Consider the following 16,987-nt stretch of genomic DNA (forward strand, 5'->3'; position numbering starts at 1 on the left):
TCGCGTCCCGACCAAACAGTGTGCAGACAACAATAAATTCGAGAACTGGCCCGATCTGGTGCCATGTTCCTTTATCTTGCCCTCCACCCTTTTCGCTCTTTCTGCCCTTCCTGCCGTCATTGCAGCCAGGCGCCAATATGTCGGTCTGCACACTGCAATCGGCGCGATGAAGCAGAGTAGCGCCATGCTCATGGCGTGCTTCCATCGCCCGCGCGGGCGACGAAAACGCTGCCGTCCTGCGGCTCCGCATCGGCGGTATCGCGCACCGGAACGGGTGTGCGGGCGTCGCCGGATTGCGCTTCGGATGGCCGCGCGCCTGCGCCCTGTGTGTCGCCCGAGCGTATGACGAAGAGCGGTGCATCGCGCCAATCAGGGGCTGGTGGCGTCGCCGGGATCGCCGGATCGGACGCAAGGCCGCCGCCAAGAACCGGCACGAGGGAAGCGACATAGGCGCGAGTCTCGGCGGGCAATGCGCGGCCCGTCGCGAGGTAGTCGTCATAGCGGGCGGGACCGGCATTGTAGGCCGCGAGCATGGCCGCGACATTGCCGTAGCGGTCCCACATCTCGCGCAGGTAAGCTGCACCGGCAAGGATGTTGTCGCGCGCATCATAGGGATCGCGGCCGAGGCGATAGCGTGCGCGCAGTTCGGCCCATGTGGCAGGCATGACCTGCATCAATCCCATCGCACCGGCCGACGAGATTGCGCGCACGTCACCCGCGCTCTCGGCGCGCAGCACGGCCGCGATCCAGTGCTCTGGAATGCCGAAGCGCTGCGCAGCTTCGGCAATATGAGCCGCATAGGGATTGCTCTCTGGCATGGCGATGGCAGGCGCTGGCTGGGCGAAAGCAGTCCCATCGGGCGCTACCGAAAACGGAAGGCCGGAAAGGAGAAGGAGCGCGATGCGCCGGGCGGCACGACAACGCCCCGGCGCATGCTGGTGGCGTTGCCGAGCCATGGTTCAGTCCTTCCCGTCCCGCCTGGGCCGGCTCCAGTGCAGCGACCAGGACGTCGCCTCGGCGCCATCGCGGAACAGATTCGCGCGGATCGGACGCGGCAGCGCGGGGTCGTCGATCAGGACCGAAAGATATTCACCGGCCTTCTCGCCTGTGCGTTTCCAAGCCGCGCCGATCTCGGGCGCCGCATCGTCCGCCCCGTGAAAGATGCGGTAGTCGGGCGCGTTTTCGGTGTCGGAGGGTTCGGCCGGAACGATGCTGACTTCGCGGTAGAGGGTGAGCGTGTGGACGCGCCCGACAAAGTGCGTTTCCTCGCGTGTGAATTGACCGATCTGCGGCATGGAAAGTCTCCTGCGGTTGGGGTGGATGTACGGGATCAGTGCGTCGGCGCGCGCCAAATGAAGCGGCCGTCGGCTTCCTCATCGGTCCAGAGCGGCAGCGCCCGGCCGATGACGGAACTTGCGGGGATGGGTCCGAAATAGCGGCCGTCGAGGCTGTCGCGGACCTGCCAATTCATGAGGAAGAGTTCACCCTCGCGAACGACGCGGCAGCCCTGCCAGACAGGCAGTTCGCGGCCCAGGCTGTCGCGCTCCAGCGCTTCGCCCATCTCGATCCCGTCCACCGTGATCGTGCGCCCGGTGCGGCAGACGCGCTGTCCGGGCAGGCCGAGGATGCGTTTGAGGAGCGGCACGCCGCGTCCGACATAGCCGCGCTCGACCATGGAGCCGGCAAGCGGTTCGGGCGGCATCACGGCGACCAGTTCGGGCACCTCGATACGGTCTGCCGGCTCGACGGTGTAGAAGCCGACCGGCGCGCTCGCCGTCGCATTCCAGATCAGTTTGGTGGGCGTCTCGACGGTGCCGGCGGCGGCGATGCTGATGACCGCCAGCGCCGTCACCACGAGAGTGCGGCGGCGGGTCATGGCTCGATCCTCCGGCGATGCAGCCAGGCGGCGTGTTGCTCGGGTGTATAGGCGTGCGGTTCCAGGCCGGCGCTCAGCCGGTTGTGGACGTGCCGCCAATGATCCGGCGAGGCGTCGGCCGGATCGAGGCCGAGCGCTTCCACGGCGTCGATGGCGGCAAGCGCGCGCTGCACCTTCGGCCAGCCGTCGAGGCGCAGCAGGATGTCGCCGCCGGGGCGGACGAAGGGCAGCGTCTGGAAGGGTTCGCCGCGCCGAACCGCGCGCACGATGTCGATGCGCGAAATGATCGTGCCATGTTCGCCGGCCGCCCATCTGACAAAGGCGAAGACGCTGTCCGGCGCGAAGCCAACGACGCTGCGGCGGCGGTCGAGGATCTTCTCGTAGCTCTTGCGGCCGAATCTGATCCAGTGCTCGACCTTCTGTTTGTGGAAGGTCAGTTCGACCAATGTGGTGAAGGGCGCCGGCCCGTCCGGCAGCGGACGGCCATGCATGCGGTGGGCCGGCTTGCCGGTCATGTCGGATCTCCGTCGGTGGATGGAAATTTGCGGGCGAGCAGGTCGCGCAGCATCTCGGCGACGGTGATCCCGCGCGGAAAGCCGCGACCTTGATGCGCCCGCGCAGCGCGGGCGTGATGTCGATGGTCAGCCGAGCGGTGAACGCCTGGCCGGCGGCCTTGCCATCCGGCTGCGTCTTGGCCGCCCTGATCCAGCTTTCTGGATTGCTCGGCCGGGATGCGAAACCGCGTTTGCCTGTACGCCCGGTCATGGCGCCCTCCCGATACCGAGACGGTCGATCTCGTCGGCCAGCGCCGTGACCTCGCGCGCGGCCAGGCTGTCACCGTCGATCTCGGATGCGATGCGGCCGGACTGCGCGGCATCGGCGAAGACGACGCGCTGGCCGACGGTGGCGGCGAGCAAGGGTGGATCGTGGTCGGCCAGCGTCTCGGCCGTCTCGCGGGCGATGACCGTGCGCGCGCCGCAACGGTTGAGAATGAACCGCGCGGCCAGTTCGGGCCTGTAGATGCGGGCTTCGTTCAGAAGCGCCAGCATCTCGGCGGATGCCCAGCCGTCGAATGGCGAAGGCTGCACCGGGATCAGCACCAGGTCGGCGGCGAGCAGCGCGGAGCGCATGAGGCCGGCGACACGCGGCGGCCCGTCGATGACAACATGATCGGCGTCGCGGGCCAGCTCTGGCGCCTCGCGGTGCAATGTGTCGCGGGCCAGGCCGACGACGCCGAAGGTGCGCGGCAGACCCTCATGGCCGCGGCGCTCGGACCAGTCGAGAGCCGAGCCTTGCGGGTCGGCATCGATCAGGGTGACGCGCTGGCCGCGCTGCGCCCAGGCTCCGGCGAGATGCAGCGCCAGCGTGGTCTTGCCGACGCCGCCCTTCTGGTTGAGGAGCGCGACGATCATGGCGCACCTCGCCGGGCGGCACCGGCACCATGGCTCGCCTGCGCGCGCGTCAAAGAAGAAGAGTTAGATTCTCTGTTAGAGTCTTCTATGGAGTCCGGCGCGCGATTTGCGCCTAATGTCCCGATACTGCGTGCGCCTAATGTCCCGACAGGATTCACATGGGTTTCCACAGGCACTGTGGATAGGTTTTCGGGCAGGAAGCGCAGCAGTTCGCGCCCGTCCTGCCATTCGATCTGGAGGCGATAGCCGGGCAGTGTCTGGCGGGCTGCGATGCGGCGCAGATCCAGCGCGAAGTCGGACGGCCGCGCCAGGCTGCCGGACTTCCGGTGAAGGTGAGACACCTCGAAGGCCCAGCCCTCGGGCTGGCGTCCGGCGTGCTTGCGGGCAACGCGATAGAGCCAGCGCTCGATGCCGCCGGTCAGCCGGAAATAGGCCGGGTCGATGGTCAGCACCAGCGAACGGTCGACGACGCTGTTGTAGAACCATTCGGGCAGGACGAACTCCATGCCCTCGACGCGGCCGGTTCGCGTCGTCATCTCTTCCCATTCGTTGATCCATGAAAATTGCCGCCGCCGCCAATGCCGCCCGCCCCGGATCGTGGTGGCGATGACGGTCGACTGCAGGCGCGCAAGCGCGGCCTTGAGCAGCAGATAGTCACGATTACCGGTGGCCCGCCCGATGGCGCGCAGGAGCTGATAGGGCATGAAGCGAAAGAAGCGCGACGTGGCGAAGCCGTTGTTCTCGGCCGCGACGATCTGCGAGGCGGCCCAGATCAGCACATCGGCGTCCCATATCGTCGCCATGCCGTGCTCGGGCATGGCGAACACCTGCACTTCGACATCGGCGGCCCGGTAAGAAATCGGTTTGGTGCGCGGTCGCTTTGCCAGCGAGAAGAACGGCCGTTCCATGAGATCACGCTGATCGCGGGGCGATGCGTCACCGGTTGCGACCACAAAAGGATCGAGGTGGCTGCGCTCGCTGGACGTGGTGCGGCTACGGTGCGGCATTGCGACCTCAGCGGCCGTGCCGGTCGGCACCGGCCGACGGCGCGGATTCGTGCCGCTTAGCCGGCAATACGCTGCCGCGCGGATCGGAGGTGGAGGTGACGGCGCCGCGGTCGGCCCAGGCGCGCAGGTCGTCCACCGAATAGACGACGCGCCCGCCGAGCTTGCGATAGGCGGGACCGGTTCCGTAGGTGCGGTGCTTTTCGAGGGTGCGGGCCGAAAGGCTCAAGAATTCGGCCGCTTCCTTGGTGCGCAGATAGCGTGGCGGGAGTACGGCGAGATCGGGTCGCATGGGTCGGGCCTCCGTGGGTTTCGTTGAGGCCGCTGGTGCTCAGCGGCTGACGAAGGCCACGATGGCGAAGGCAGATCGGCGAGTTGCAGTGGGAAGTTGGGGGGACCCAAAATTCCACACCGCCGGAACGGCCGCTGCGAATTATGATCGGCGGCGATGACGAAGCAGTTTTCGATACCCACCCGCGATCATTTCTCCTGCGCTTTCAAGCAGGCTCATGACCGCATGGCGCTCGGAAGCCGCCTGCCATTCATCGCGGGTCAGCTTGCCCGTCCTGAAGATGACCTCGGCGATTTCCTGCTGGGTGGCACCCGCACGCCGGCCGTCGAAGGCTTGCAGCATGCGCCGGGTGCGCGCTCGTTGCTGCTCCGTCAGCCGCGTATCCGGGGGTACGACGCGGCCGTGAAGGGACGAGAGCAACCGAAGAATTGCCTCGATGCGGTCGAAGCCTTCAAGACCGAGCGGCACCAGCGCGACCAGCGACGTATCGGCCGGAGCACCTTCGGGAAGTACGAGATGGAGGTTCTGGCCGTTGTCGAGCGGATGCAGGAGGTGGTTTGCCTCCCGGGCAATACGCAGGTGGTCGGGGCTCAGGTCATTCGCTGGTGCGGTGCCATCAGATAGCACCGACGGCGCCGGTGCGAGGATGACGGCGCCGGTGTCGTCCTGGGGAAGCCAGAAGACGGGGGTTTCAGTTGCGTTGAGCTTTGGCGAGACCGCGAAATCGCAGACCCCACCATACGCTTGCCCGTTCGATCAGGTCCGGGGTCTGGGACCGAGCTGTCCGTAGGGCGTCAAAATCGCGCTGATAGTCGTCATTGCGCCGCAGCCACTCCCAGCCGACATCGGGTGCTGTCAGGTGATCGAGATAGTCATAGGTCGATGACGAATGCCACCGGGTTGTGTCGGGAGACATCAATGCCCTCCAGCCTCGTAACGCGAATACATGATCGAGGCGGAAAACTTCGCCGGGTTGGCTGAAAGGCGGAAGCCGTGTTGCTTGCAACACGTGTTGCGGCCGATGCAACGCCGGGTGTCAGCGGCGCTGGCCTTCCCGGACAAGCAGGCGGTAACCATGCGTAGTCATCCAGCGGGCGCGTGCGAGATGACGGTCATGCACCTTACGCGCGCGTTCGGGTTCGCGCTCTGGGTCGAGGCCGAAAAGGATCGACACCGCCTCTCGCCAGTCCGCACCGTCGGTGGCCGCATCTAACAGACGCAGATAGAGCTTCATATGCGCACGGTCATAGTCCGTGAGCGTCGCACAATCCGGCGGTTCGTCGAGAAAATCGACGTGTGTCATGGAGCCCCCTTTAACTCTTTCTTATCTTTGTTGGAGGCACTTGTTAACCACGCTGCAATTGCAGAACGCAGGCTCGCGCATGCTATCGAGCCTGGCAGCAGACTATGGCGACGGACGGGATTGGCGGTGTTTTTCATCGACCAGCAGCACTCCGATACCCTGGTCGGAATCAAGGAAGATCACGCCGTTGCTTTCGAAGGCTCTACGGACCTGATCGCGTGTAGATTCATACACCTCGAGGCCACTCTCGGATTCGAGGCGTTTCAATGCGGTCAGCGATACCCGGGCCTTGTCAGCGAGCGTCTCCTGCGTCCAACCAAGCAGCGCGCGTGCGGCCCGCGATTGTCGGGCGGTGATCATGCATGATCACCTCCCATTCGGACCTGCGCGCACGCCAGAACTACGGCTATAATAGTCGTCTTTGTGCGCCCGAGCCAGTCAAAATGGCTTTGAAAGCCTCATCGAACCTGAGTCAGGTTCGAACTGATTCGGTCGCCTTCACACGCGATTGGCCCCGCCCGGAACACCCGGGCGGGGCGTTTCGCTTGCGCCTTACTCGCCGTTGCGGCGGGTGGGGCGGGACCAGATGAGGCTGTAGCCTTCGCCGTCCTCGTCGTCGAAGAGGTTGGCGTAGATCGGGGCGGTGAAGCTCGGATCGTCGAGCTTGAGGCCCAGATAGTCGCGGCCCTCGTTCGAGCGCTTGGACCAGGCGGCTCCGATCTCGGCGCGGCCCACCAGGACGCGGTGGCTGGGGGCGTTCTCGCTGGCCTGGTTGGTTTCCGGGACGATGCGGACGTTCTTGGCCTGCACGTTAAGAGTGACGATTTCGCCAGCATATTCGTTGCCGGACTTCTTGAAGGTGCCGATGGTTGCCATGTCAGTTCCCCTTGATCTGAAGCTTCGAGCCCGCACCATGCGGCCTCGATGGCGATCGGTTGGCCGGAGGCGATCGACGGCGCACCCCGAAGGGGCTCACAGCAAAGGAGGAACTTTCTTGTTCCGCGCGGAATGGCGGCGTAGCCGACAGGGGAAGAAAGTTATGACGACGCTGTTGCGTCATAGGCGATCGAGGCGTCAGCCGTCCTTCGGCCAGATCAGGCCATTGGAGAGGCCGCTCCGGTGCGCTCGATCCGGTCGGGATCACATGGAGAACGTGGTGACCCACCGCGATCGGCGGAAACCGGCACTCTGTTCAGCGCGCAGGCTTCCTATCACGACAGGCAGGCTCGTCGCATTCCCCGACACGGCGACGGCACACGAACCGCCTCCGCCCCCTCTGCCGGATTACCGGGATTGGAGCCCACTGGATTCAGGCATCGCGAGTAGCGGATGTTCGGTGCCTCGTATACCGCCGGCCGGTCGCCGCTCCATCACCGTTCAGCGCGATGACGAAAATGGCGCCCCGGCTGTCCTGGTCCGCCCGTTCATATCGCCAGTCGGCTCAGGCCGTCGCGATGCCCTGTCCGGAGGCTTCGGGCGTGGCCAATGCGGTCATCCGAACGACTGCCGTGATGCCGACCGCCACCGCGCCGATGATGGAGACGACAAGCTGCCAGGTTTCCGTCGGCATGGTATGAGTGACGATGCCGCGCGTCGCGTAAAAGCCAGCGAGAGCGGCCGGGGCGGCGAAGGCGAGCGCAACGAGCAGCCTCAGCCAACTCGAACGCAGGACGGCGAGCAGGATCTGGCCGACGCCGAGGGTGGCGCCGGCGGCGAAAGCGCCGATGAGGAAGGCTGCGAATATCCCGGTGCCAGACTGATTTGCCCACATGCCGGCATTCAAGCCGACGAAGAATGGCAGCGCGAATACCGCAAGGGTGAAGAGCAGCCAGCACAGCAGGCCAATGACGGCAAACGATCCGAGGATTCCAAGAACGATCATGGTGGTGTTCTCCGAGAGAATGGGTCTGACGGTCGCGCCATCCACCACCACCGCGGCGCAATCGTCAGCATAGCCGAAACCGGCCTGTTGCGGGAGCGGAAATCGGACTGATCTCCGCCCACGGCCGCGATTCGCCTCCGGTCAGGAGGCGAAGGGGTCGATTTCGTCAAGGATCGCATCGTCGTCACCGTCATATTCGGTGGCGGGCATGGCCGACACGGTGCCGTCGTCGGCGCGGAAGACGACGATGACGGTCATCAGGGTGGCGGCGAGGCTGAACGCGAAGGCGTGGGCTTGATCGAGGGACATCGTTCCGGCTCCTGTTTTGGAGGCGGGAGACCATCTCCCGCGCGACAGGCGCCCGATGTATCCGGCTGAAGGCCGCAATCACCGCGGAGGCGAAGCCTCAAGGCCGCACGCTCGCGTAGCGGACCCTTCACGGGTTGATGGCGTCAGGCCATCTGCCGGACCAAGGATCAGCGCATAGGAAGCGGGGGTGGTGCTCCCCTCGGAGTCCGGCCGGCGCAAAGAACCGATGCACATTTGGCCTTCCTATGGACATCTGCGACCACTGATCGTTAGCCTTGCAAGCAGAATTGGCCATGCAAGAACTAGACTGGTTACAGTATGAATCCTGAAGCGGCGAAAAGCGTACTCGCAGATGCGGCGAACGAGGAGGAGCCGGTGCTGCTCAGCGCGGCCGTGCTGGGTAAACTGACAATAGCCGATGTACCAGAAGGCGGGCGGTACGAGATCGGAACAATGGAGGATGGCGCAGTTCGGCTGGCTTGGAATGGCTTCTTTTCTGCAGAGGATGGCAAGCTGTACGGCGAGGCCGATCACACCTGGACGCGCAAGTATTGGTATTCACCGCTGGGCCTTGAACAGTATCTCGACCTCGTGCGTCGTGCTGTCGAGGTGCGGCAGCGCGTGAATGGAGACGTCGCGCTGGTCGACTACGATGACGATGGAGCTTATATCCAACTGCGTTATCGCATTGCGGCGGCGGACACGAGGCTGGATCGCGCTTACGCCGAGGTTGTCAAAATCGACGCCGAAATAGTCGAAGCGGCCGAGCAAGCGGCCGACGAAGTCGGCACCAGAATTGCCGAGGTTGCGGCGCGACTCTCGGGCTGGGGAACCAACAGTCTGGACGGGTTGGTCGATGCCGTAGATCGGTCAGCAAATGCCGATGAGAAAGGTCGAGCACTTGAGGAACTTTGTGCTCGCCTGTTTTCTTCAGTTCCCGGATTTGCAGTTAAGCAGCGTATTCGCACTGCGACCGAGGAAATTGACATCTCGGTTGTGAACGGGAGCAGTGAACCACGCCTCACGCGCGAGGGAGCGGTTATCCTGGTGGAGTGCAAGAATTGGTCGGGCCGCTGCGGCAAGAACGAGTTCGTCATCTTTCATGAGAAGATGCAAAACCGCAGCCGACGCTGCTCGCTTGGGTTTCTCGTCTCCTGGAATGGGTTCGCTGATACCGTCACCAAGGAGATGCTACGAGGCAGTCGTGAGGAGCTGCTTGTGGTGCCCCTGACAGGTTCGGACATCCGGGCCGCCGTTCGGCAAAACGACTTCGCCGCCGCCCTGCTGAGTTTCTGGGACAAGGCGGTCGCACTTTAGGAAACATTTCCAGGCCGTTACTTCAGCATATTGCCCCCGAGTGGGACGTGGGCGCTGCGCCAAAGAGAGAGCGGAATTGGCGACGCTCACGCGCCGCCGAACCTCCAGACGGGAATACCGAGCTTTCTGGCCTTGTCGGCGAGATTTTCCTGAATACCGGTGCCGGGGAAGACCATGACCCCGATCGGCAGGACCGCGAGCATGGCATCGTTACGCTTGAAGGGTGCGGCCTTGGCGTGTTTGGTCCAATCGGGCTTGAAGGCGACCTGCGGCACCTTGCGGGTGTCGGCCCAGCGGGCGGCGATCTTCTCGGCGCCCTTGGGCGAGCCGCCATGCATCAGCACCATGCCGGGGTGCTTGGCGTGAACCTGATCGAGCTTTGCCCAGATCAGCCTGTGATCTGTGGCGTCGCCGCCCGAAAAGGCGATCTTCGGACCGGCGGGCAACAGCACCTCGTTGTCGGCCCGCCGTTTGGCGGCAAGGAAATCCCGGCTGTCGATCATCGCGGCGGTGAGATGGCGATGGTTGACGCGCGATCCGGTTCGCGGCGACCAGGGTGATCCGGTGGCGGCGAGGTATCGGTCGGCGGCGCTCTCGCGAAAAACTTCCAGGCTGTCTCGCCGCTCGATCAGGGATTGCCCGCTCTCGATCAGGCGCTCGAGCTGCACCGATTTGACCTCCGAGCCGTCCTGCTCGCGCTGGAGGCGTTTCTGTGCCTGCTCATTGTCGTCGAGTTTTCTTTCGACCCGCTCGACGGCGCGGTGGAACATGTTGACGCCCGACCAGAGCAGTTCGTCGAGGTCGAAATCGAGGCAGGTATCGGTCATGGTGGCGATGAGCGCGTCGAAGATGTCAGCGACGGCGCCTTTGATGATGCGATCCTCCGGGGCGGGTCGCGGATCGGGCTCGCCCTCGGCGGGACGCCAGCCATGAAGCTGAAGCTCGGTAAGGACGTGGTCGGTCGGGGATGCGCTGTGGTGCGGTTCGAACTCGTCATGCTCGTTCATGGGATGCTCCGTCGGTAGGACCGCGACCCTCGCGGCCTTCATGGCGACGAAGCACACGGGCGGGCCGGGCCTGCACCCGGAGCAAAGCGGGAGGGCCGAAGTGTCAGCGGAGGATGGCGGAGGCCGGCTATTTTGCCTCGCGATGGAAAGGCGCGTAGCGCCGCCGGAAAATAGCCGGTCTTCGCCATTGCCGGCCCGGCCCGTTTGTGGGCCGATCGCCCTCTCGAAGGCCGAGGCGCGGTCCCCGCCCGGGACTGGCGCATCCGGACCGGCATGGCGTCACCGCACCGCCCGGTATCTCCCTTCCGGCTATGCCGCGCGCGACATGAAGCGGGCGACGTCCTCGGGTGCGAGTTGCGGGCGCAGTCCGGCTTTCAGTGCATCCACACCGAGATGGCGGAGATCCTCGTTGAGATCGCCCATCGCCGGCGAGAGCACGATTGCCTCGATTCCGGCCGCGCCCGCACGGTCGATCAGGCTGTCCCGCGCGCCGTCGCCTGCCGGGTCGTTGTCGCGGACGATATAGAGCCTGCGAAGCTCTGGCGGGAACAGGATGGCGGCGAGATGGGCGGCGGACAATGCGGGAGCGACGGCTAGATCGGGCAGAACCTGCCGTAGCGACAGCATGGTTTCGATGCCTTCGCCGGCGGCCATGACGGTTTCTGGCACACCGATGCGGACGGCGTGGCCGAGCAGATCGCCCATCGCCTTGCGCTGCGTGTCGATCGGCGCCTTGCCGGCACCGTCCGGGGCAAGCCAGGTGCGGTGCGCGCCGGTGATCCTGCCATCGAGATCGGTGACGGCGGCGATCATCGCCGGCCAGGTCTCGGTCGGACCGTGCTCATCGGGCCGATAATAGCATCGCGGATGGAAGCGCAGGCATCCGGTTCCGTGTAAAGCCGTAATGCCGCGTTTGCGCAAATACGTCTCCACGAGCGTCCCCGCGATCGGCTGCGACATGGCAAACAGCCGCCGCGCCGCCTCGGCCGAACCCGAGGGCGTCGGTGCGCGAGCTGGTTTCCTCGGTACTGGTTCCGGTTCTGGATGCGGCAGGCTGAGAAAGCGCCGGGCTTCCACGACCACATCGGCGAAATCGACGAAACCGCAGCTCTCGCGGATAACATCGAGCAGATCGCCATGCTCGCCGGTTGCCGCGTCCGTCCACTTGCCAGCCAGCCCCTTGGGCGAGTCCTTGAGCCGCACGAACATCGAGCGGCCGGGCGTGTTGCGGACATCGCCAACCTGCCAGTAATTGCCTTGGCGGCGTCCGTTCGAGAGATAATGGCGGCACACTGCCTCGGCCTGCCGGCCGAGACGGTGCGCGAGATCGGAGGCGTCAGGACGGGCCATTACGCTGCCTCCCGCTCGGAAATCCGCGTAAGCGGATAGGTGTCGAGCAGTCTGCCGAGAACCGCCGGGCCGTTCGCATCCATCGGCACGAAGAAGCGGAGCTTCCATGAGATGATCTCGGTGAACAGCCCATGGACGCGCAGGCGATCCCGCATGGCTTCGGTGAAGCCGGTCAGCTCGATACGGTTTGCACCCATGATGCGGACGCGGCGAAGCTGAAGCCCTTCGGCCAGGTCGAGAATGGTTCGCCCGTCGATCAGCGCGGCATAGGCGTCGTCAGGTGCAAGGCTGGCCGTGCCGGTCGATGCGGCGTTCGCCGCCCAGGCCGGTGACACGCGGCGGCCAATGATGCGCTCGCCGTCATCGGTCTGGAGCCGATAGACGCGCGTCGATTCATTGGGCAGGCGCTTCCACACCGGCAGGAGCAGGCCGGCGACGATGTGGAGCGTGCTGTTCTCGAATTCCGGCACATCGGCCAGTTCACGGGTCCACGCCGCCGCGAAGGTCTTGCGGTCGGCTTCCCGCCAATGGCTGCCGGCCATCGTCTTGAGGGAAGCGTGGTGATGCTCCATCGGCCGGATGAGGCGGACGCGACGCTCGATCTCGCCATCATCGAGCATCAGCGACGGCGTCGGAAGCTGGATAGCGGCGCGGCCGGATTTGCCGTTCACCAGCAGCTTGCCAATATCGGATTCGGTATGTGCCAGCGCGTCGGCCAGCGGCAGAGGACGGTTGCGCCGTTTCTCGGAGATAGTGAGCAGCCGGGTTTCCGCGCCCGTCGCCGGATGGGTGTAGATCACCTGCCGATCGGTGACGACGAAGCTCTCCGCCGTCAGCGTTTCGAGGCCGACATCATAGACGCCGCTGGTGATCGCGCCCTGCACACGGGCGTCGAGCAATTGCTCGAAGGCCGTGAACAGGATCCCCTGCAACTCGATGGTGAGCGCCAGCAGCCGGTTGAGGAAGGTGGTGATCGGCGGCAGATCATCCTTGATGCCGTTGGCATCCATCAGCTTGAGGCCGGTGGCGCTTTCGAAGCGTTCGAGTGAGCATCCCTCGACCTTGCCGCGCACGATCAGCATGTAGAGCTGACGCAGCGCGTCGCGCGCGTAAGGGCTTTCCAGATTGTCCTCGGGGCGGAATAACCCCTGGCCGCCGGTCTGGCGCTGCCCGCGCGTGATGGCGCCGAGCGTGTCGAGCCGCCGGGCGATGGTCGACAGGAACCGCTTTTCCGCCTTCACATCCGTGGCGATCGGCCGGAACAATGGCGGCTGCTTCTGATTGGTCCGATTGGTGCGGCCGAGGCCCTGAATGGCGGTATCGGCCTTCCAGCCCGGTTCGAGCAGATAATGGACGCGCAGCCGCTGGTTCTTCGCGGAAAGGTCGGCGTGATAGCTGCGGCCGGTGCCGCCCGCGTCCGAGAACACGAGGATGCGTTTCTGATCATCCATGAAGGCCGCGGTTTCCGCGAGATTGGCGGACGGCGCGCGGTTCTCCACCGCGAGGCGATCACCTTTACGCACGATGCGGCGTGAGCGGCCCGTGACCTCTGCGACTATATCGATATCGAAGCGTTGGACGATCTGGTCCAGCGCTCCGGGAACCGGCGGCAGGGAGCCCAGATGCTCGATCAACTCGTCGCGCCGGGCGACGGCCTCGCGGCTTTCGACCGGCTGGCCGTCCCGATAGACCGGCCGCGAGGACAGATTGCCCTCACTGTCGGTGAAGGGCTCGTAGAGCTGCACTGGGAAGGAATGCTGCAGATACGAGCCGACATATTCCCTCGGCGTGACGTCGACGGAAATGTCGTTCCATTCAACGGTGGGAATTTCGGCAAGGCGCCGTTCCATCAGGGCCTCTCCCGTCGAGACGATCTGGATGACGGCGGCGTGGTCTTCCCTAAGATCGCGCTCGATCGAGCGGATCAGGGTCGGCGTCTTCATTGAGGTCAAGAGATGCCCGAAGAAGCGCTGCTTGGTGCTCTCGAAGGCCGAGCGCGCGGCGGACTTGGCCTGCCGGTTGAGCGTTCCCTCGCTCCCGGTGATGTTGGCGGCCTGCATCGCCGCATCGAGGTTGTTGTGGATGATCTGGAAGGCCCCGGCATAGGCATCGTAGATCCGGCGCTGCTCTTCGGTGAGCCGATGCTCGACCAGCTCATATTCCACGCCGTCATAGGAGAGCGACCGCGCGGTATAGAGGCCGAGCGAACGCAGATCGCGCGCCAGCACCTCCATCGCCGCGACGCCGCCATCCTCGATGGCTTCGATGAACTCCGCCCTTGTCGAGAACGGGAAATCCTCGCCGCCCCAGAGCCCGAGCCGCTGGGCGTAGGCGAGATTGTGGACATTGGTGGCGCCGGTCGCCGAAACATAGACGACACGGGCATTGGGAAGCGCATGTTGCAGGCGCAGGCCAGCGCGCCCCTGCTGGGAGGGGGCGACGTCGGCGCGCTCGCTCTTGCCGCCGCCGGCGTTCTGCATGGCATGGCTTTCGTCGAAAATGATCACGCCGTCGAATTTCGAGCCCAACCATTCGACGATCTGCCTGACGCGCGAAACCTTCTCCCCACGGTCGTCGGAGCGCAGCGTGGCATAGGTCGTAAACAGGATGCCTTCGGTCAGCGTGATGAGCTTGCCCTGCGGGAAGCGCGACAGCGGCGTCACCAGCAGGCGTTCCATGCCGAGCGCGGACCAGTCGCGCTGGGCGTCCTCGATCAGCTTATCGGATTTGGAGATCCAGACCGCCTTGCGCCGGCCGCGCAGCCAGTTGTCGAGGATGATGCCGGCCGACTGGCGCCCCTTGCCCGCGCCGGTGCCGTCACCGAGCATGAAGCCGCGGCGGAAGCGGACCACACCTTTGGCACCCTCGGGCGCAGCGCTGACGAGATCGAAGGTCTCATCCACCGTCCACGATCCGGCGAGATAGTCGGAATGCGCCTCGCCGGCATAGATCACCGTCTCAAGCTGGGCGTCCGACAGCACCGTGGCGATGTTGGCCGGCAGCAACGGGCGATAGCTTGGCTTGGGCGGCGCGACGCTCGCCATCGCCGCCGACTGCACCAGTCTGGTCGGATGCGCCTGAGCGCCGGGAATGCGGATCGACTGCAATCCGTATGCCTCATAGATGGCGTCGGTCAGACGCGTACCATCTTGCGGCGTCCAGTCCACGGTCTCATAGGCGAGTTCCACGCCTTCGGGATCGGCGGCGACGGAGGTGGCGGGACGCGCAGCGGCCGGGCGCGCGAGGTAACAGCGAACGGTTTTCGGCGTGGCGCACGAAGCCGCTGCATCAGGTTTCGGCAATGAGACCGGCTGCCGCGGCGGCACGCGCGCCTCGATCCAGCCAAGCAGCGTAGCGACATCGGGCGCGGTGCCGGGCGATGCCGGAAACACGGCCGGATCGCCGGCGGGCACTTTGTCGAAGACGGTGAGCCGCGTCGGCAACGTCGTGCCGTGCCGGGCGTAGACCGAGCCGTCGATGGTTGCGGTGAAGATGACACGGCCGCGCTCAGCCAGGCGGACGAAAGCGTCCCGCCAGTCCGGTGCGTCTGGCGCGAAATTCGCACCGGTGATTGTGACAAGCCGTCCGCCGGGAGCAAGGCGGGCGAGCGCCGAGGCGACATGGCGATAGCAGGCGTCGGCCATCCGGCCGGAGACATTCGCCATTGCCGAGAAGGGCGGGTTCATCAGCACCACGCTCGGGATCACCGCGCAGTCCAGATGATCGTCGATCTGGGCGGCGTCGAAGCGAGTGACGTCAACGGCCGGAAAGAGGGAGGCGAGCAGGTTGGCGCGGGTCCCGGCCAGTTCGTTGAGCAGCAGCGCACCGCCGGCGATTTCGGCGAGGACCGCGAGCAGGCCCGTGCCGGCCGAAGGCTCCAACACGATGTCGCCCGCCGTGATGCCGGCGGCGGTGACGGCAGCGAGGCCGAGCGGGGTCGGCGTGGAAAACTGCTGGAACGCCTGACTCTCCTCGGAGCGGCGCGTGTGCGTCGGCAGGAGGCCGGCGATCCTGGTGATGGCGGAGAGCCGTGCAGTCGGAGACGCGGATTTGCGGAAAAGCGCCTTTCCGTATTTGCGCAGGAACAGAACGGTCGCCGCCTCGCAGGCGTCATAGGCGGTCTTCCAGTCCCAGGCGCCGGAAGCGTCTGAAGCGCCGAAGGCGGTTTCCATCGCGGTGCGCAACGTGGCAGCGTCAATGCACTGGCCGCGTTCGAGATGGGGAAGCAGGAGATCGGCTGCGGCAAGAATGGCCGGCACAGTGCCAAGCGGTGCGGCCGGATCGGCCGCGGGGAACACCATGTTCATGTCGGGGAACCTCGGGAGAGCGGGAACGGGAAAGCCCGGACAGCGCTCTCTCTCGACCGCGCGGGCTCAACCCGTTCCGGTCCGCCTCTTCCTCTCGGTGTCACCCGCGACATGAAAACAGCGCCCGGCCGAGAGGCGGGGCGCTGTGAAAGATCAGGACCAATATCGGTCGGCGGTCCCGCGCGTCGTCGCTTTGACCTCCGTCATGGCGGGGCTTCCGGCGCGTCGGGACGCAGAAAGCCCGCGGGATCGTCGGGATCCGGCGGCAGGTAGGCGTCGTAGGGATTGCCGTCAGCGAGATGGCCGAAAGGCGTGAAGACGTAATCGGCGCCATCCCGCGCCACCGCACAGATCACATAGCGCGGGCTGCCCGATTGGGCGTCGAGGCACTCCATGAGCGCGAGATTGCCGTCCGCAGCCGCACGCAACAGCGTCTGGAAATTGCTCCGTGCATGGAAGGGGATGCTCATATCCGGTCTCCCTCGTCGGAGATTGTCTCGGCGAGCCAGCCATCGGTGTAGATCCAGTCCACCATCTCGCCGGTGGCGAGGTCGAGCACATGCGCGCCGCCGCCGAAGGCGTCGAGACGCGGTTTCGAGCAGGTGTTGGCATATTGAAAACCCCATCACCCGGTCAGGCCGAACGCGGCGGCGCAGCATTTGACGAACTGGATGACGTGCTCGGGATCGCCGGTGCCGTCATCGCGCATCCACAGATGGGTTCCGCCATGCTCGGGCTGGATCGACAGGAGAAACCCGTCCGAGGGCGGGTCTTCCGCGTCGTTCTCATCCGACAGCGCATTGTAGAGTTCGAGCGCGCGGGCGGCGTTTTCGGGGGTGCCCACATCGAGCAGGCAGGAAAAGTGCGTAAAATAGTCGGCCATATCAGGCTCCTGAAACGAAAGCGCCCGGCGCGATGGCCGGGCTGC

19 protein-coding genes and 2 pseudogenes are annotated in these 16,987 nt (G+C 65.3%); 1 reads left to right on the forward strand and 20 read right to left on the reverse strand.

Going from position 1 to position 16,987, the window contains the following annotated elements; genetic code table 11:
* Positions 1–188: 188 nt before the first annotated feature.
* The 15 genes and pseudogenes from P2PM1_RS03500 to P2PM1_RS03565 all read right to left on the reverse strand — a co-directional run bounded on the left by P2PM1_RS03500 (position 189) and on the right by P2PM1_RS03565 (position 8,078).
* Positions 189–956, reverse strand: coding sequence for a lytic transglycosylase domain-containing protein (locus tag P2PM1_RS03500; RefSeq protein WP_186398132.1), 768 nt, complete (start codon positions 954–956; stop codon positions 189–191).
* 3 nt (positions 957–959) lie between these two features.
* Entirely contained in the window at positions 960–1,295 is a 336-nt protein-coding gene (locus P2PM1_RS03505) for a DUF736 domain-containing protein (protein WP_186398133.1), read from the reverse strand.
* 35 nt (positions 1,296–1,330) lie between these two features.
* Complete coding sequence (locus P2PM1_RS03510; protein ID WP_186398134.1) at positions 1,331–1,876, reverse strand: S26 family signal peptidase; 546 nt, start codon at positions 1,874–1,876, stop codon at positions 1,331–1,333.
* Positions 1,873–2,391 (reverse strand): DUF2840 domain-containing protein, encoded by a 519-nt coding sequence (locus P2PM1_RS03515; RefSeq protein WP_186398135.1) that lies wholly within the window; start codon positions 2,389–2,391, stop codon positions 1,873–1,875. The genes P2PM1_RS03510 and P2PM1_RS03515 overlap by 4 nt, the downstream gene beginning before the upstream one ends.
* Positions 2,388–2,641, reverse strand: a pseudogene (locus P2PM1_RS25345) (hypothetical protein). Before P2PM1_RS25345 ends, P2PM1_RS03515 begins: the two are co-directional and overlap by 4 nt.
* Positions 2,638–3,288 carry a ParA family partition ATPase gene (parA, locus tag P2PM1_RS03520; RefSeq protein ID WP_186398136.1) on the reverse strand — a complete coding sequence of 217 codons (651 nt, stop codon included), beginning with the start codon at positions 3,286–3,288 and terminating at the stop codon, positions 2,638–2,640. Before parA ends, P2PM1_RS25345 begins: the two are co-directional and overlap by 4 nt.
* Positions 3,285–4,295, reverse strand: a complete 1,011-nt coding sequence (locus P2PM1_RS03525) for a replication initiator protein A (protein ID WP_186398137.1) — start codon at positions 4,293–4,295, stop codon at positions 3,285–3,287. Before P2PM1_RS03525 ends, parA begins: the two co-directional genes overlap by 4 nt.
* A 7-nt stretch (positions 4,296–4,302) precedes the next feature.
* On the reverse strand, positions 4,303–4,584 hold the full coding sequence (locus P2PM1_RS03530; RefSeq protein WP_186398138.1) for an AlpA family transcriptional regulator: 282 nt from the start codon (positions 4,582–4,584) through the stop codon (positions 4,303–4,305).
* Positions 4,585–4,725: 141 nt separating this feature from the next.
* A complete protein-coding gene (locus P2PM1_RS03535) occupies positions 4,726–5,211 on the reverse strand; it encodes a DUF2285 domain-containing protein (protein ID WP_371636336.1) in 486 nt (161 codons plus the stop codon).
* 64 nt (positions 5,212–5,275) lie between these two features.
* Positions 5,276–5,500 (reverse strand): transcriptional regulator domain-containing protein, encoded by a 225-nt coding sequence (locus P2PM1_RS03540; RefSeq protein ID WP_186398139.1) that lies wholly within the window; start codon positions 5,498–5,500, stop codon positions 5,276–5,278.
* A gap of 120 nt (positions 5,501–5,620) precedes the next feature.
* Entirely contained in the window at positions 5,621–5,887 is a 267-nt protein-coding gene (locus P2PM1_RS03545; RefSeq protein ID WP_186398140.1) for a DNA -binding domain-containing protein, read from the reverse strand.
* Positions 5,888–5,989: 102 nt separating this feature from the next.
* Complete coding sequence (locus P2PM1_RS03550) at positions 5,990–6,247, reverse strand: helix-turn-helix transcriptional regulator (RefSeq protein ID WP_186398141.1); 258 nt, start codon at positions 6,245–6,247, stop codon at positions 5,990–5,992.
* A 192-nt stretch (positions 6,248–6,439) separates the two neighbouring features.
* Positions 6,440–6,763 (reverse strand): DUF736 domain-containing protein, encoded by a 324-nt coding sequence (locus tag P2PM1_RS03555; RefSeq protein ID WP_186398142.1) that lies wholly within the window; start codon positions 6,761–6,763, stop codon positions 6,440–6,442.
* A 565-nt stretch (positions 6,764–7,328) separates the two neighbouring features.
* Positions 7,329–7,769 (reverse strand): hypothetical protein, encoded by a 441-nt coding sequence (locus P2PM1_RS03560; protein WP_186398143.1) that lies wholly within the window; start codon positions 7,767–7,769, stop codon positions 7,329–7,331.
* 141 nt (positions 7,770–7,910) lie between these two features.
* Positions 7,911–8,078: a hypothetical protein gene (locus tag P2PM1_RS03565; RefSeq protein ID WP_186398144.1), complete on the reverse strand. Its 168-nt coding sequence runs from the start codon at positions 8,076–8,078 to the stop codon at positions 7,911–7,913.
* A 318-nt stretch (positions 8,079–8,396) separates the two neighbouring features.
* Here P2PM1_RS03565 and P2PM1_RS03570 point away from each other — a divergent pair, with 318 nt between their 5' ends.
* Complete coding sequence (locus P2PM1_RS03570) at positions 8,397–9,395, forward strand: restriction endonuclease (protein WP_186398145.1); 999 nt, start codon at positions 8,397–8,399, stop codon at positions 9,393–9,395.
* 86 nt (positions 9,396–9,481) lie between these two features.
* Here the strand turns inward: P2PM1_RS03570 and P2PM1_RS03575 are convergent, their stop codons facing one another.
* The 5 genes and pseudogenes from P2PM1_RS03575 to P2PM1_RS03595 form a co-directional block, all read right to left on the reverse strand.
* A complete protein-coding gene (locus tag P2PM1_RS03575; RefSeq protein WP_186398146.1) occupies positions 9,482–10,402 on the reverse strand; it encodes a DUF2493 domain-containing protein in 921 nt (306 codons plus the stop codon).
* Positions 10,403–10,711: 309 nt separating this feature from the next.
* Positions 10,712–11,752 (reverse strand): toprim domain-containing protein, encoded by a 1,041-nt coding sequence (locus P2PM1_RS03580; RefSeq protein ID WP_186398147.1) that lies wholly within the window; start codon positions 11,750–11,752, stop codon positions 10,712–10,714.
* Positions 11,752–16,059 carry a strawberry notch family protein gene (locus tag P2PM1_RS03585; protein WP_186398148.1) on the reverse strand — a complete coding sequence of 1,436 codons (4,308 nt, stop codon included), beginning with the start codon at positions 16,057–16,059 and terminating at the stop codon, positions 11,752–11,754. Before P2PM1_RS03585 ends, P2PM1_RS03580 begins: the two co-directional genes overlap by 1 nt.
* Before the next feature lie 203 nt (positions 16,060–16,262).
* Positions 16,263–16,529, reverse strand: coding sequence for a DUF6117 family protein (locus P2PM1_RS03590; RefSeq protein ID WP_186398149.1), 267 nt, complete (start codon positions 16,527–16,529; stop codon positions 16,263–16,265).
* Positions 16,526–16,942: pseudogene (locus tag P2PM1_RS03595) on the reverse strand (hypothetical protein). Before P2PM1_RS03595 ends, P2PM1_RS03590 begins: the two are co-directional and overlap by 4 nt.
* Positions 16,943–16,987 lie beyond the last annotated feature (45 nt).

This window comes from Stappia sp. P2PMeth1, from assembly GCF_900185735.1.
Taxonomy (GTDB): domain Bacteria; phylum Pseudomonadota; class Alphaproteobacteria; order Rhizobiales; family Stappiaceae; genus Stappia.

Coding starts and splice junctions, on each gene's coding strand:
- P2PM1_RS03525 (WP_186398137.1), bottom strand. CDS start 4,295: ATGCCGCACCGTAGCCGCACCACGTCCAGCGAGCGCAGCCACCTCGAT.
- P2PM1_RS03550 (WP_186398141.1), bottom strand. CDS start 6,247: ATGATCACCGCCCGACAATCGCGGGCCGCACGCGCGCTGCTTGGTTGG.
- P2PM1_RS03580 (WP_186398147.1), bottom strand. CDS start 11,752: ATGGCCCGTCCTGACGCCTCCGATCTCGCGCACCGTCTCGGCCGGCAG.
- P2PM1_RS03545 (WP_186398140.1), bottom strand. CDS start 5,887: ATGACACACGTCGATTTTCTCGACGAACCGCCGGATTGTGCGACGCTC.
- P2PM1_RS03565 (WP_186398144.1), bottom strand. CDS start 8,078: ATGTCCCTCGATCAAGCCCACGCCTTCGCGTTCAGCCTCGCCGCCACC.
- P2PM1_RS03510 (WP_186398134.1), bottom strand. CDS start 1,876: ATGACCCGCCGCCGCACTCTCGTGGTGACGGCGCTGGCGGTCATCAGC.
- P2PM1_RS03560 (WP_186398143.1), bottom strand. CDS start 7,769: ATGATCGTTCTTGGAATCCTCGGATCGTTTGCCGTCATTGGCCTGCTG.
- P2PM1_RS03530 (WP_186398138.1), bottom strand. CDS start 4,584: ATGCGACCCGATCTCGCCGTACTCCCGCCACGCTATCTGCGCACCAAG.
- P2PM1_RS03500 (WP_186398132.1), bottom strand. CDS start 956: ATGGCTCGGCAACGCCACCAGCATGCGCCGGGGCGTTGTCGTGCCGCC.
- P2PM1_RS03515 (WP_186398135.1), bottom strand. CDS start 2,391: ATGACCGGCAAGCCGGCCCACCGCATGCATGGCCGTCCGCTGCCGGAC.
- parA (WP_186398136.1), bottom strand. CDS start 3,288: ATGATCGTCGCGCTCCTCAACCAGAAGGGCGGCGTCGGCAAGACCACG.
- P2PM1_RS03555 (WP_186398142.1), bottom strand. CDS start 6,763: ATGGCAACCATCGGCACCTTCAAGAAGTCCGGCAACGAATATGCTGGC.
- P2PM1_RS03540 (WP_186398139.1), bottom strand. CDS start 5,500: ATGTCTCCCGACACAACCCGGTGGCATTCGTCATCGACCTATGACTAT.
- P2PM1_RS03575 (WP_186398146.1), bottom strand. CDS start 10,402: ATGAACGAGCATGACGAGTTCGAACCGCACCACAGCGCATCCCCGACC.
- P2PM1_RS03585 (WP_186398148.1), bottom strand. CDS start 16,059: ATGAACATGGTGTTCCCCGCGGCCGATCCGGCCGCACCGCTTGGCACT.
- P2PM1_RS03505 (WP_186398133.1), bottom strand. CDS start 1,295: ATGCCGCAGATCGGTCAATTCACACGCGAGGAAACGCACTTTGTCGGG.
- P2PM1_RS03590 (WP_186398149.1), bottom strand. CDS start 16,529: ATGAGCATCCCCTTCCATGCACGGAGCAATTTCCAGACGCTGTTGCGT.
- P2PM1_RS03570 (WP_186398145.1), top strand. CDS start 8,397: ATGAATCCTGAAGCGGCGAAAAGCGTACTCGCAGATGCGGCGAACGAG.